Source organism: Flavihumibacter sp. (assembly GCF_036676075.1).
Lineage (GTDB): Bacteria > Bacteroidota > Bacteroidia > Chitinophagales > Chitinophagaceae > Flavihumibacter.
The window spans coordinates 190,433-205,063 of record NZ_JAKFDQ010000009.1 but is presented as its reverse complement, the minus strand read 5'-3'; the positions used below and the strand labels follow the sequence as shown (position 1 = coordinate 205,063).

Here is a 14,631-nt window from a genome sequence, read left to right as displayed (position 1 = left end):
GAAAAAACCATTCCGGAACTTTGCGCCACTCAGAGAAAACCTTAGAAATGCTTAAACAGATCTTTTTAGCCATTGCCGTGTTGGCAGGCAGTATTAGTTATGCCCAGATGCCCACTATGCAAGGCGGTGCACCCCGCGGCAGGGCCGGCGGTGCAAATATGAACATGGGTCGTTTTTATGGCAGGATCATCGACGCTGCCAGTAATAAAGGAATCGAGGCTGCCTCCGTTCAGCTCGTTACCACCAAACTTGATACAGTTTCCAAGCAAAGAAAAGATACAGTTGTGGCCGGTATGTTCACCGATAAAAGAGGTGAGTTCACTTTTGAAGGCCTGAATGTAATGGCACAATACCGGATGCGTATTACGGCAATTGGTTTTAAAGATATCGAAGAGAAAGTTGCCTTCAATATTAAGATGGGTGGTGGTGATATGCAGGCCGCACTCAATGCAATTGATAAAGACCTTGGCAATTTTAAAATGGAAACCGACCCTAAACTGCTGGAAGGTGTAACAGTTACAGCTGCCAAGCCATTGATGTCGATGGGTATTGACAGGAAGGTTTTCAATGTAGATAAAAATTTAGTATCTACCGGCGGAACCGCAGAAGATGTGATGAGGAATATTCCCTCCATCTCCGTTGATATAGATGGTAATGTTACCCTTCGTAACAGCGCGCCGCAGATATTTGTTGATGGAAGGCCTACTACCCTCACGCTCGACCAGATACCTGCCGATGCTATTGAAAGCGTAGAACTTATCACCAACCCTTCTGCAAAATTTGATGCGTCGGGCGGAACAGCAGGTATCCTTAATATAGTTTTGAAGAAGAACCGGAAAGCTGGTTATAATGGAAGTATACGTGCGGGTATTGATAGCCGTTGGAAACCAAATATCGGAGGCGACCTTAATGTGAAGCAGGGCAAAGTGAATATGTTTGTGAGTGGTATGTACCGCACGCGCAAATCTATCTCAGAAGGAAATACCAACAGAACGACCTTTCTCAAAGATCCCACCACTCGACTGAACCAGGACGACTATAGTGTGAACACTGGTAGTTTCATGTTTGGAAGAGCCGGCTTCGATTATTTCATGAATAATCGTAATACCATAGGTGTTGCGGTGAATGCAGTAAGGGGGCAGTTCAAATTCGATAATGAAAGCGCCATCCGTACTGATAGTTTATTTGACAGTGGAATACAATCTGCATTCAGTGAAAGATTGTCTGATGGCGATCGTGAATTCCGGAACTTCGGATCACAGATCTATTATAAGAGATTATTCACTAAACCGGGAAGGGAACTCACCGCAGACCTTAACTTAAGCCGGAATAGTAACCTGAATAATACGAATATTAAAAACATTCTTCTGAGTGGTGATAATGGTAGTGAAACGAGGCGCTATGGCCAGTTAAATACAGGTGATGGAACCGGTAGCAATCTGACATTCCAAACCGATTTTGTTAACCCGTTGAATGAGAATAGCAAACTTGAAACCGGTTTCCGTCTCAACGCCAACACCCGCGAAAATATCAATGAGATCAGTGTTATCAGTGGTAATGGTCAACCAGTTCTGGTGCCTTCCCTTTCCTCCAATTTTGAGTATACCGAAAAGGTTTATGCAGGATATGTAACTTATACCAGCAAATGGAAAAAACTGGGCTACCAGGTAGGACTACGCGCAGAAAGTTCCGAATATGATGGAGAGGTGCTTACCACCACTGCCCCACCAAATAGTAAGGATACTTTGCTGAATGCTGGCAACAGTTTTCCCATCAGTTTTTTTCCAAGTGCATTCCTCACTTACCAGCTAAGTGATAATGATGAGCTGGCGCTGAATATTACACGCAGGATTAACAGGCCGAACTTCTTCCAGTTGTTCCCCTTCACTGATTATTCTGATACACTGAACCTTACAAGGGGAAATCCAAACCTGAAGCCAGAGTTCACGGCATCTGCAGAAATGAGTTACCAAAAGAAATATGGTCAGGCAAATTCATTCATAGCCAGCGTTTATTATAAGCATACCAATAACCTGATAACGCGTAACCAGGTTCGTGATGTGAATCCTTATACCAAGGAAGAAGAAATTGTGATCAGTTATATCAATGCCGATAATAGTTATATCTCCGGACTTGAACTGATCGGCCGAAACAAGATCACCAAGTGGTGGGAACTTATTTCAAACTTCAACCTGTATCAATCAAAAATTAATGCTGGTCAGCCGGGTATACCCGACCAGGAAGCCATCACCAGTTATTTTATAAAACTGAACAACAATATTAAGCTCGGCAAGAAGCTGACACTCCAGCTTTCAGGTGATTATACTTCCAAGACCATCCTTCCTCCTGGCGGCGGTGGTGGCGGTGGAATGTGGGGTGCAACTCAAACAACGGCGCAGGGATATATTCGTCCCAAGTATGAGATCGAAGCCGCGCTGCGACTTGATTTCCTGAAGGAGAACAGGGCTAACCTGACTCTTGCCATCTCTGATATCTTCCGTACTGATGTTAACGATGTATATTCTTCAGCACCTGGATTTGAACAGAATACCTGGAGGTTACGTGATCCACAGGTAGCGCGATTGAACTTCAGTTACCGCTTTGGAAAATTTGACACCTCACTATTCAAGCGTAAGAATATGAGGCCGAGTGGTGATAACCAGAATATGGGTGACCAGTTCTGATATTGGTGCTAATGATTTAAACAGGAACGCCGCTAATTATAGCGGCGTTCCTGTTTTATGACTTTGATGAAATCCAGTTTTCAACCTTTGCTCCATGGGTTTACTGATGACCCTGGTGAGTTGAATAATTGCGGATATTAAAAATACCAGTCCCACCAGTATATTGATGGTGCGTTGCCCTGTATTTAATTTCCGAACCAGCCATTTGCCACCAAAAATAAAAAAGAGCAATCCTATAATTGTGCCGGTTCCTATCCCCAATGTATATACGTTAAATGAAATGGTAGACGACTCCAGAATACCTGTACTGAAAAGATAACTACTCCAGAGGAACCAGAATGGCAATTGAACGGGATTCATTGCACTCATGCCTAAGCCCAACAGGAATCGGTTGACCTTATTATTGAGTAGAATATGTTTTTGGGTGGAATTTTTTTTCCTTGCCGTCCAGAAGCTGCTGGCAGCAAGCAGTAAGAACAAACCAACTGTGATCCATTCCAGTATATAAAACACCTTCTGGTTGCTGAGGATCCAATCAATACCCTTAAGCGATAACCTCACATATAGAATTTCTACGATGGCCACACCAAGTGCATAAAGCAGCGATCTTTTCAGGGTTTCCTGGATAGCGATCTGCATGGCAGTGATATTGAGTGTTCCCAAAGGAAGACTCCCCAGGAAACTAATCAGCATGCCGGCAAAATAGATCTTGACAAGGCTAAACATAGAGTTTTGCTATCTGCTTTTCGAATTCAGTATTGTCGCGGAACATCTTTCGTCCCTCGCGAAAACGCATATAAGGTATGCCATTTTTATGATTGCGCATACTGATACGAAGCAGCATTATCCAATGCCTGATGATCTCTTTCCAGGCGAAGAAAATAGAATGATGCGGATCATAAATATGGGTAGGTTCTGAACCTGCCCCATTCAGTTCAATGATTGACAGGGCTTTCCCCTGGCGAAGTTCTTCCCAGCTGTTATAACGAACATCCAGCCTACCATAATAGAAGCCAGGGATCATTTTGCTGATATTATCAATATGGTATTCCAGCTCAGGATCATTGAGGTGACTGTGGTCAAGGAACTTTGCTCCCCTTGCATGGTTGCCATAAGGAACCAGTTCAACCTTCTCCCCTTTTTGCGGGATGGTTTCCAGGAATTCGCCATGCATAGCCTCCAGTGCATCCAGTTGAAGAATGAACCGTTTCTCTTTCATTACGAGCTGCCGGATAGTACTTAAGCCATCGCCTGTTATACCGAGTAATTCTTTACTAACTATACCGGTTATACGCCCTTTTTCTTCTCCCGGCATTCGACAATAGAAAATGCCGGCCTCCTTTTCATAAGGCACATACTCCTGCACAAGGAAATCAAGTGGTGACTCTTTGCAATAGCCGGCAAGTGCCTGCTCATCATTCAGTTTCCTCACTCCCATTCCGCGGCATCCAACATCGGGCTTACCTATCAGCGGATACTTAAATCCCAGAGCTTTAAGCGTTGAGATAACATGGTGTGGTTCGGCAGGCAGGGCAAAAAAATGGGTGCGCGGATAATATTGCTGAGGAATCAGGTCATAGATCTCCTTCTTTGATTCCATCAGGAATCCCCCGTTCATGATAGTTGGATTTGAGGCGGAGAAAAAGAAAAGGGATCGGGCCCTCACGCAAAGAAGAAGCCAGATGGGAATGATGGGTGCATAAACTGTATTGAAACTCCAATATTCCCAATTTAATAACCTTATGAAAAAAGGCTTGTGAAGAAGCCGTTGTATGATGTTCATGAAAAAGTTTCGTGTACGGTATTTATGTTCACCTGCGTTTCATAATGCGCATCGAGAAGAAGGTCGGTATAATGCATTGCTGCCTTATTATTTATTTTCTCCATGCAGGTGACGCTAACTGTCAGCATTTCATTATTGCGATTCATCCGGATTCCATTTTCTTCATCACCCTTACCACCGAACAGGTGAAATTGCCTTATTGATTCTGCGGTGGGCTGAGGGTTCAATTCAAGCCACTCAGAAAACCATCCACGCCGTTGTTCAATGATCTCCTCGCTGTAAAGGGTAACCGAACTCCAGATATGTGGAACAGTTGTATCCATGAAGCGGGAAGATTTCATATTGCCATCCCAGCGGTTTTCTTCCAGTTTACCATCCTGGAAAAGAAGTATCGTGAAAGGTTCAATAAGGTGGAGGTCGGCCTGGCGGAATCCCTCGAACATATCATTAACTGAAACAATGTCAAGAAATACAAGTCCCCTGCTTTTACGATAAGGATACACTGGCTGATGTTTCTGCCATCCCCCATTGAGCAAAACGGCCATTTGTCCGGATGGCTTCATCGCGATCCAGGTTCCTGCTGCATCGGGGTCTTTGGGAAATAATAGTTTATCACCATTGATCTCATACCATTGCGGTGGCAATGCAAGTGAGCGGCCGATCTTTTCATCACGGTTGGAGGTGATCAGGGCCCCCTGGGCCATTGGCAGGTAGCTTACTGTGCACATGCGTTTCTATACTTCATGGTGGAGGACGCCACCCCAAAACCTTCCGGAATGCGGATGCCGGGCAGGTCAAGCAATCCCACTTTGATAAGCGCCATATGGTGGATGGTATGCTCCAGGTTGTAGGCGATCTCCCGATGGTAGTTTGTTTCCAGTTGAATTGTTTCCATTGTTGCAGCATCATAACCTGCATGCAGGTTCATCGGCTTATTGGAACGTTCAAGCATTTTACAGATATTTTCGAGGAGTTCAACAGCCAGGACAGGGTCTGATTCAATACGGATATCCCTTCTTCTTTCCTCGTAATTCACTTTGCCATTTTCATATCCTTCCAGAAGGCATTGATACATCTCAATGATGTGACGATTGTGCTGGCCAATGGTAGCACCTGAAAGGGTGGAACAGGATTGGGTGTATTGTTCCGGTGAAAGTTGTTGCAGGATATCCTGTAACTGGTCGAAAGCATTTCTGACAGCGTACGCTAACTGCATGCAAATAAAGTTAAATACCGAATTTAATATTTTTCCGGGCCCTGCAAATATAGGTTTGTATTTATTGTTGCGCCAACACTTTAAGCTCAACGGTTACCGGGTCTGATAAGGAGATACTACCACCCCCTACATCAAAATGCCGCCGGTTGATGGTGAACCGGCCTTCAAAAAGCCAGCCCATAGCCTGGCGGCTAGCCTTAAAAGGGATTTCCACCGTTCGGGTAGCAGATTTTATAGTTACCGCGGCGGCCATTATATAGGTTCCCGGCAGTTTGCCAGGTTTTATACCCGAACCCGTTATAGTTATATGTGGATATTGATCAATATGGAAATATTTCTCCTGCTTAAGGTGGCGGTCTCGCATAGCTATCCCCGTTTTTACAGATGCTGCATCAACAGACATATACATTATTGTACTGGCCGGATGAAGAGGATCGAATGATATCTTCCCCTTCAATCCACGAAAACTTCCTTCCACCTGCGATCCGAAATTATTGATATAGAATCGCACGGATGATTCACTATCGACAGGCTGATAGAATTGGGCTTTCGATTCGTGGATCCATCCCGTCAGCATCAATAATAAAATTACCAACCTGTTCATAGGGTCAGTTTAAATAATATGACACACCGATCCCCAGCATATTAGCTTTGTTGCGAAAACGGTCATTGGATTTGGGAATTTGTTGAACAGCACGATCCGTTTTATACTCCACAAAAAAGAACTGGTAGATAGCGCGCGCCGACCATCTCTCCCTGAACTTCCAGTTAACAAAGAATTCTGAGTTGAGACTGCCTTTATCCAGATCACCAGTAAGCAGCAGGTTAAAGGCAGCGGCACGTGCATCCACTGTTTGTTGTTGGCCATTTGCCGTGAAGATGCTGGTGGATTTATTACCGATGGTAAATCCAACCAGGTCAATATTAGCGCCAGCGCTCCAGCGGGGTGTAAAATGATAGGCAAGGCTGATGGCGGCATTAACTGCGGCTACCCCTGGCTGTTGTACTGTAAGTGTATCCCAGTTCTGGGTTTCCTGGGATGATATCACAACAAGAAAGGGCACTGATGAACCGCGGGCTATATCGGCGGGTGCGGTGATAAAATCCTTCTTATTACCAAAATAAGTACTCAGTCGCGCACCAATACCCAGTTCAAGTCGTTTCTTTTTGCCCACACGCCAGTGATGCCAGGCTGAGCCACTTATGGTACCCTGCGACTCTCCGATAGCCGACGCCAGATCTAACTTGTGTATAATTTTTTGCTGCGCTGATGCCATAACCGGAATCAGGTATACAAAGGCAGCGATTAAGAGTGTTTTCAACTGTTTTGTTTTGGTTTATTGATTCAATTTTCCGGATCCAAACAATACTGCAAATTGCTGGCACCAGATTAAAACATAAGGGTATTCCATCAGCGATGGCATACCTGTGATCTCATAGACCTGATTACCGCGGGTAGATTTCAGAGCGCCCAGGTTTATGAATTGTGCCGCCGACAGGTTTGACGACAGGTATACTTTCAGATCGGGGCCTGAATCAGTTGAAAAATTCTCCAAAGCCAGGTACCACTTATCGCCATCTTTTAAGATACGAGCTGAGCCGCTGGTTGGATGAACTGCTGACATCAGCTCTGCACTTGCCAATACCATCCCCGTTACCGGTATCGTGTCATTAATGGCAAGCATGGGCGTATCCTTTGAACTATTGCAGCCTGCCATGCTTATCACCACCAAAAAAAACAATGGTGAAAACAACTTCAGGAATTGTTGTTTGCGTTGCCATACAATTATGGCGGCGGCAAGCCATGTAATTACTGCATAGATGAACAAAACTGCATCGCCATCAAACACTATCCCCAGCTGAGTCAGGTGGAAAAAAATAGCACCGCTCATTAGTCCCATTGCCAGCAGTGCGCCATATACAGCTGTGGAAGGAATCAATAAAAGCACCGCAGCGATCAGTTCAAGAACACCTGTTCCAATGCGCCCCCATGGTTCCATTCCGAGTGTGGTAAAGAGTTTTACAGATTGTGGATGCGCGGTGAACTTAAAATACAGTGTCTGTAACATTATAAGTGCGGGGATCCATCGCAGCAGTCTTTGCAACCAGGGATGTTTCATAAACTTAATTTTTAGTTGATTGGATGATTTTCTGCCAGTTCATATCTGCCTTACGCTGTAAATTCTTTGGATCTTTATTCCAGCTGTTCAGCGTGTTGTTGAAGTACTTGTTATAAAATAGATAGAGACGCCCATTTATGAGGCTAAAGGTGGCCGGATCAACTTCAACTTTCTCTCCTGTGGCGCCCATTGCGTAGGCACACCATCCACCATATGCGGGTTCATAAACAGAAGGATTTTTAAGGAAGATGGCTTTATTGTCTTCAGAACGGAACAGCCATTTTACACCTTTATGTATTGCTATGATCCGGGGATCGCCTTTTACTGCCTTTTGATCACGGTGATAGGCAACCGCATCATACCCAGCCAGGGCAATGTTTTTCGGGAGATTCCAATTGTTGGCCATGCCGGGCTGTTGTGCAAAAGCATGAAAAGAAATTAAAACCAGTGAACTCAGTATCAGCAGGCGCATACAGTTAGTTTAAGCTATAAAGCTATACTCACTGCATCATCCCTTTTGGTCGCCTAGCTGACATTTACCAGCTTTTGCAGGGCTTTAACATCAGGTATTATTATCTGTTCACGGGTGAACTGGAGGAGCGCTGCTTGTTCCAGATCATTAATGGAAGAGGTTACCGTTTGCCTGGAAGAGCCGATAAGATTTGCAATATCTTCATGGGTCAGGAAGTTGGGGATGCTGACAGTATTTTCTTTTATATTTTCCTTTTCAAGGAGCAGGAGAAAAAAATTTATAAGCCTTGTTTTCACGTCTTTGTTAAGCAGACTTACCAACCGGTTTTCAATATTTTTCAATTGATGACCTACCTTTTTTGAAAACCTGAGTGCGATGGATGGTTTGGTATGAAGCATCTTCTCGAAATCATTGATATTAAAAGCACAGAGGCTCACATTCCCTTTAAAGGCCCTGGCGAACTCTCCCTGCAGGTTGTTTCGCTCAAGTGTTATCTGACCGAATACCTCTCCTTTCTGAATGATCTCTTTCACTACTTCCTTACCTGAATCATCGATATAACCGATCTTAATAAATCCCTCTTTGAGAAAATATAATTTATTATGGTAATGCGAATCAAAGTAGATATAATCATTCTTCTTTGCTTCAATGAAGTGATGAATAAGGTTCAGCTCTTCATATTCCTCATCGCTGATATTTACCCAGAGGTCGTAATTACGGATCAGCAATAATTGCTCTTCCATTCCCATTTTGCAGAAGGTTTGCAGCAAATTACTCAATTTGAAGCTTAACCTCCTGCGGAGGATTGAACCATTTCCTATAGATTTACAAAAAATAGTTGTTACATGCAGGTTCCAACGATGGCTGATATGATGGCCAGTGGCGAGTCGCCCGAAGTATTGTTCTGGGTGGGCTGCGCCGGTAGCTTTGACCAGCGGGCTCAGAAGATCACCAAAGCCTTTGCGCATATACTAACGGTGGTAGGGGTAAAATTTGCAATACTCGGTAAGGAAGAAATGTGCACAGGCGATCCTGTCAGGCGCGCTGGCAATGAATTCATGTTCCAGATGATGGCCTACCAGAATATCCAGATCCTGAATGGTTATGGTATCAAAAAGATCGTTACCACCTGTCCCCATTGTTTTAACACACTAAAGAATGAATACCCCCAGCTGGGTGGCAGTTATGAAGTGATCCATCATGCAAGTTTCCTGCAGCAGCTTATTGATGAAGGCAAAATAAGGCTCAAAGAAGAGGGTGTTTTTAAGGGAAAGAAAATCACCTACCATGATAGTTGTTACCTGGGCCGCGCCAATAATATTTATGAGGCACCCCGAAAGGTACTGGAGGCATTGGATTCAGAATTGGTTGAGATGAAACGCTGCCGTTCCAACGGACTCTGTTGCGGAGCAGGTGGAGCACAAATGTTTAAGGAAGAAGAAAAGGGAAAAACACGCGTTAACTGGGAACGTACCGATGAAGCTATCAATACCGGGGCATCTGTAATTGCTGCCGCCTGTCCATTCTGTAATACCATGATGACGGATGGCATCAAAACAAAAGAGAAAGAGGATAATATCCAGGTACTTGATATTGCGGAAATGATAGCTGCTTCATTAATTTAAAACTTCATATACAATCATCGGCTTCGATTTATTCTTAAGATTGATCTCTCCCACTTTCCTGCAATTGAATGCATGGGAGATCTTAATATAACAATCTTCGTTTACCAGTATTTGTCCAATACCCGCCGCACTCTGTAATCGTTGTGCTGTATTCACCGTATCGCCAATCACGGTGTAATCGAGCCTGCGAAGGCTGTGAGACCCTATATTACCTGATACCATCTCACCACTGTTGATGCCTATTGAAACCTTAGGCATAAAACTTCCGATATCAGGCAGGTCATCGATCTTAAGCCGTATGGCCAGCGCTGTATCCAATGCCCTGTCGAGATGGTACTCACCCCTGAAAACCGCCATGATACAGTCACCAATGAATTTATCAACCATCCCACCCTGCGCGATGATCTCCTTAACCATAACGTCAAAATAGCGGTTCAGTAGTTGCACAACGGTATCCGGACTCTCTGTTTCGCTGATAGAGGTAAATCCGCAGATATCTATAAATGCTACCGTTGCATCAACTGTTTCATTATTGTTGAGTGAATGTTCATACTCTTTTGTGCCCATAAAATTCAGCACATTGGCATCCACATACATGCGCAGGATATTGTTCTCCTTAATGGCTTGTAATGTAGCCCTGAGCTGGTTTACATGCTGGATTGTTTTCTGCATGGTTAGTTCCAGGTCTTCAAAATTTACCGGCTTGGTCACAAAATCAAAAGCGCCCCTGTTCATGGCGATGCGAATATTTTCCATATCACCATAAGCCGATACCATTACCGTTTTTGTGAGTGGAGATGTTTCCGATGATTTGGTAAGAAGGGTAAGTCCATCCATTTCAGGCATATTGATATCACTCAGAATGATTGCCACATCAGGATGTTCCAGTAATTTTTCAAGGGCATCAATGCCGTTCTGGGCAAACACGAATTCATATTGATTGTCTCTTATCTGCTTACGGAATTTCTGCCTTATCAGTATTTCAAGATCTGCTTCATCATCTGCTACTAAAATTTTCGTCATTGTACACGTGCTTTAAGTTTTTCCTTCAATGAAGTGAAATCAACCGGTTTGCTGAGAAAATCATCTGCTCCCAGCTGCATTGCCTTATTATAATTTTCACTATCGCCATAGGCAGTTATCATCATCACAACCGGGGGAGGCTTTTCATATTTTTCCTTGATATGCTTCAATAGATCCAGGCCACTCATGCCGGGCATATTAATATCAGAAAGTATCAGCACCGCCTCATGATGATGTGCACTCATATAAACAAGCGCGTCTTCACCAGAAAATGCAAAAGCAAAATCTATCTCTCCATTTTTTATCTCCTTCCTGAAGCGCTGTTCAAAAAGTCCCTGGATATCTGTTTCATCATCCACTACTAAAATTTTCATGCACTATTATTTGGAAGGTGAATAATAAATGTGGTGCCCTCTCCTTCTTTGGTTTCAACCTTAAGCTCGCCACTATGTCCGTTGGTAATTATATCATAACTGAGGCTCAATCCCAGCCCGGTTCCTTTTCCTGTGGGCTTGGTGGTAAAGAAAGGCTGGAATATTTTGTCCATCACATTCCGTGGAATACCATTCCCATTATCAGAAACCCTGATCTCTACCAGCTCTCCCCTCCCGGCACGATGGTTAAGTTTTTTTGTACTAATATTCACTTTAGGCTGGTATCCCCCCAGGTCCATTTTCTTTTTCTCTGTAACAGCATAAAATGCATTGTTCAATAAGTTAAGAATAACCCGTCCAAGGTCTTGCGGTATCACATTCACTTTACCAAGCGTTGGATCAAGATCCGCATCAAAATTTGCGTTGAAAGATTTATCCTTGGCGCGTAATCCGTGATATGATAATCGGAGGTACTCATCAGCCAGCGCATTGATATCTGTTAGTTCTTTCTGGCCGGTACTTGTTCTGCTATGCTGCAACATCCCTTTTACAATGGCATCGGCCCTTTTACCATGGTGGTTGATCTTTTTTTCATTTTCACGGATGTCTTTAGCAAGTGCTCCTGCTTCTTCATAGTTCTGGTTCTTTAATTCATGTTCCAGTTCATCGATCAATTCGGTGTTTACTTCAGAGAAATTATTGACGAAATTCAGCGGGTTCTGTATCTCGTGTGCAATGCCTGCTGTCAGTTCTCCCAAACTCGCCATCTTCTCTGATTGTACAAGCTGGTTCTGTGTTGCCTTCAGTTCATTATAGGCCTTCTCGATCTCCTTTGCCTGGGCAAGCTCACGGTCGCGGGTCCTGTTTCTTTCTATAGCCTGCAGGCGTTTGCGCTGGAACCGGTCTACCAGGTACACCAATAATGCCGCTATCGCTAAATAAAGCGCATAGGCCCACCAGGTAGCATACCATGGTGGCAGAATGCTGAAAGCATATTTCGCTTCTTCACTGATGGTATTGTAATTATTTTTTGCCCTTACCCGAAAGGTGTATTTACCGGATGGCAGGTTGGTGTATTCCTTATAAGAGTTCTTATCCCATTCCGACCATTCCTTATCAAAACCTTCCAGCATGGTCTGGTATACTGTTCTGTCTTCCTGTTCAAAGAACGGTGCCGCATAGGTGAAACGGAGAGAATTACGCTGGTGCTTTAAAGAGGGCTTCTGTGCCGATGCATCCAGGTGACTCAGGGTATCTTTGCCTGTACTAACCTGTCTTAATATGACTGCAAATTTCTGTTCTGTTTTCTTTTTCACGCGCTCATCCAGGCGTATCAATCCCTGTCCGCTACCAAGCCATACCAGTCCATTTTTCTCAGGATAAATAGTTGTGATATTCTCCCAGGGGAAGGCATTGAAAAGGTCATCTTCCAGTAAATAACCACCACCAGGTTTTGGCGTTGCCAGCCTGATCTTATTGCCAAGGGGCATCCATACCCTGCCCATGCTATCTTCCACCAATATGAAATCTTCAGTAAGGGTAATATTCTCCGGAATGCGGCCAAAGGTACTGTCGGGTTCAAAACGATCTTTAGCGGCATTGAAAGTGAGCATCATACCCAGACTGGGGAAATAAGATTTTCGTTTGATCGAGAATACCGAGCCGGGTGCATTTTGGAGACCCGATTCCGGGCCATAGGTTTTCACATCGCTTCTCGCTATATCTATTTTCCCATTTTCATCCACAACAGGTTTTACGCGATAGACAATACTGTTTTGTGTGCCACACCATAGCGTGCCATCCGCATCTTCAGAAAGCGTCCAGATCTCCTTGGATGTATTTGGAAAATATCCCCCAAAATGCCAGGGAGTATTTTTGTCATCCGTATTTATGAAAACAGAAACACCATTTACGCCCCCTGTGTAAAGTATACCAGGATGAATTTTTGAGAGCAGTAAGCTAACTGCATTAAAGCCTGCAGATAAACCTGCCTGCAGGTTCTGTACTTTATTATTCCGCAAAAGGGCTACTCTTTCACCCGCAACAAAAACATCATCTCCTGATTTTCGCAGTGAAAATATCTGGGCCGGCGATACACCTTTAACGAGGTTGAATTTTCTTTCCGTTGTATCAAATGCATAGAGTCCAACGGGTGTTCCAACATATAAAATATCATTGGCCCTTAGTATGGATAATACGCCTGAGTTCAATCCCGACTGCTGTGTGAAAGTGGTGATGGGTGAATTCAACTCCATTTTGGCAATACCGTTATCGAGACCCAGCCAGAGCATACCCGACCGATCCTGGTATATGGCATAAATAGACTCATCCTGCAAACCAGACTTGCTATTGATGAGGTTGTACACTTTCCCTTGCTGGTCGCTGAGTATAAGTCCCCCACCCGCGCCAACAAGTGAAATGGCTATTTGATTATTGGATAGCAAGCCCCCTTTATATACCCTGGCATTGCTTAAATGACCATCAAATTTTGTTGGATAAGGTTTGAAACTTTTGCCATCGTACAAGAAGAATCCACCCTCAAAATTGCTACCCATGAATTTATCCTTATTCGTCTCTTCACCGGGATAAGGCAGCATGACCTGCATACGGCTCTTCCCGGTAAACTCACTGCCGGCAATTAACATGAATTCATCATCTATCAGTTTGAATAAGCCCTTATCGACCTGGTGAGCATAATAAATTCCGTTCTGGAAAAAAGCATACATGAATTCCGTTTCGGGCTTCCACACTTTGATTGATCTGCCGTTCTTTCCCTCCTTACTGTCTAACCGAAAAATAGTTTCCCGCGCCTGAAAATAAATATGATTACCGCTGTAATGGATAGACCAGATATCATTGAAATCCTTATGCTCCTTCGGGATAAGGTGGGCAAGGGAAACTGTTTTATATTTTCCCAACGAATCTGTTTCCAGGTATCCGATATTTCCGATTGTTCCAAACCATATCCTGCCATCCGGAGTTTTTGCCATCGACCTTACATTAAAAGATCCAAGTCCTTGTGAAGTCTTGATCTGCCGCCAGTTAACGCCATCATAAACGGTGATACCGGAAGATGTGCCAAAAAACATCAATCCCTCATCATTCTGAATAATGCTCCATACCTGGGGATGCCCTTTATAAATGCGGGTAGTGTAGTTCGTTATGATGGGCATCCCGGCTTCTGCTGCAGATTGCGCGGTAAGCAGTAAGGGGATAAACAAAATTATGCCTATGAAAAAAGATGCCAGGGCCAGCAACAAATGCCGAACCGGTTTAGGATTAATTAACATCAGTTAGAGTTTAGGGCCCTGGACAGGAGAAATGCAAAAGGCCT

General features: G+C 44.0%; 14 protein-coding genes. 2 read left to right on the top strand and 12 right to left on the bottom strand.

Annotation, left to right across the window (positions count from 1 at the left end):
* The first annotated feature begins 47 nt into the window (after positions 1-47).
* Complete coding sequence (locus tag V6M43_RS09665; protein ID WP_332734718.1) at positions 48-2,684, top strand: outer membrane beta-barrel protein; 2,637 nt, start codon at positions 48-50, stop codon at positions 2,682-2,684.
* A gap of 36 nt (positions 2,685-2,720) precedes the next feature.
* On the opposite strand, the gene V6M43_RS09660 is transcribed toward V6M43_RS09665, so the two are convergent.
* The 9 genes from V6M43_RS09660 to V6M43_RS09620 all read right to left on the bottom strand — a co-directional run bounded on the left by V6M43_RS09660 (position 2,721) and on the right by V6M43_RS09620 (position 9,045).
* Positions 2,721-3,410: a LysE family translocator gene (locus V6M43_RS09660; protein ID WP_332734716.1), complete on the bottom strand. Its 690-nt coding sequence runs from the start codon at positions 3,408-3,410 to the stop codon at positions 2,721-2,723.
* Positions 3,403-4,467, bottom strand: coding sequence for a hypothetical protein (locus tag V6M43_RS09655; RefSeq protein ID WP_332734714.1), 1,065 nt, complete (start codon positions 4,465-4,467; stop codon positions 3,403-3,405). The genes V6M43_RS09660 and V6M43_RS09655 overlap by 8 nt, the downstream gene beginning before the upstream one ends.
* A complete protein-coding gene (locus V6M43_RS09650) occupies positions 4,464-5,195 on the bottom strand; it encodes an NRDE family protein (protein WP_332734712.1) in 732 nt (243 codons plus the stop codon). The genes V6M43_RS09655 and V6M43_RS09650 overlap by 4 nt, the downstream gene beginning before the upstream one ends.
* A complete protein-coding gene (locus V6M43_RS09645) occupies positions 5,183-5,683 on the bottom strand; it encodes a hypothetical protein (protein ID WP_332734710.1) in 501 nt (166 codons plus the stop codon). The genes V6M43_RS09650 and V6M43_RS09645 overlap by 13 nt, the downstream gene beginning before the upstream one ends.
* Positions 5,684-5,744: 61 nt before the next feature.
* Positions 5,745-6,287, bottom strand: coding sequence for a YceI family protein (locus tag V6M43_RS09640; RefSeq protein WP_332734708.1), 543 nt, complete (start codon positions 6,285-6,287; stop codon positions 5,745-5,747).
* A 4-nt stretch (positions 6,288-6,291) separates the two neighbouring features.
* On the bottom strand, positions 6,292-7,005 hold the full coding sequence (locus tag V6M43_RS09635) for a hypothetical protein (RefSeq protein WP_332734706.1): 714 nt from the start codon (positions 7,003-7,005) through the stop codon (positions 6,292-6,294).
* 15 nt (positions 7,006-7,020) lie between these two features.
* A complete protein-coding gene (locus V6M43_RS09630; RefSeq protein ID WP_332734704.1) occupies positions 7,021-7,803 on the bottom strand; it encodes a DM13 domain-containing protein in 783 nt (260 codons plus the stop codon).
* A gap of 4 nt (positions 7,804-7,807) precedes the next feature.
* Positions 7,808-8,275, bottom strand: a complete 468-nt coding sequence (locus tag V6M43_RS09625; protein ID WP_332734702.1) for a YHS domain-containing (seleno)protein — start codon at positions 8,273-8,275, stop codon at positions 7,808-7,810.
* Positions 8,276-8,328: 53 nt separating this feature from the next.
* Complete coding sequence (locus tag V6M43_RS09620; protein ID WP_332734700.1) at positions 8,329-9,045, bottom strand: Crp/Fnr family transcriptional regulator; 717 nt, start codon at positions 9,043-9,045, stop codon at positions 8,329-8,331.
* Between the two features lie 75 nt (positions 9,046-9,120).
* On the opposite strand from V6M43_RS09620, the gene V6M43_RS09615 reads away from it, so the two are divergent.
* Positions 9,121-9,900 (top strand): (Fe-S)-binding protein, encoded by a 780-nt coding sequence (locus tag V6M43_RS09615; RefSeq protein WP_332734698.1) that lies wholly within the window; start codon positions 9,121-9,123, stop codon positions 9,898-9,900.
* Here the strand turns inward: V6M43_RS09615 and V6M43_RS09610 are convergent.
* Genes V6M43_RS09610 through V6M43_RS09600 form a run of 3 tightly spaced genes read right to left on the bottom strand, consistent with a single transcriptional unit; the run spans position 9,892 to position 14,587 of the window.
* Positions 9,892-10,923: an adenylate/guanylate cyclase domain-containing protein gene (locus tag V6M43_RS09610; protein WP_332734696.1), complete on the bottom strand. Its 1,032-nt coding sequence runs from the start codon at positions 10,921-10,923 to the stop codon at positions 9,892-9,894. The two genes, V6M43_RS09615 and V6M43_RS09610, sit on opposite strands and share 9 nt — an antisense overlap.
* On the bottom strand, positions 10,920-11,297 hold the full coding sequence (locus V6M43_RS09605) for a response regulator (protein ID WP_332734694.1): 378 nt from the start codon (positions 11,295-11,297) through the stop codon (positions 10,920-10,922). Before V6M43_RS09605 ends, V6M43_RS09610 begins: the two co-directional genes overlap by 4 nt.
* A complete protein-coding gene (locus V6M43_RS09600) occupies positions 11,294-14,587 on the bottom strand; it encodes a sensor histidine kinase (RefSeq protein WP_332734692.1) in 3,294 nt (1,097 codons plus the stop codon). Before V6M43_RS09600 ends, V6M43_RS09605 begins: the two co-directional genes overlap by 4 nt.
* Positions 14,588-14,631 lie beyond the last annotated feature (44 nt).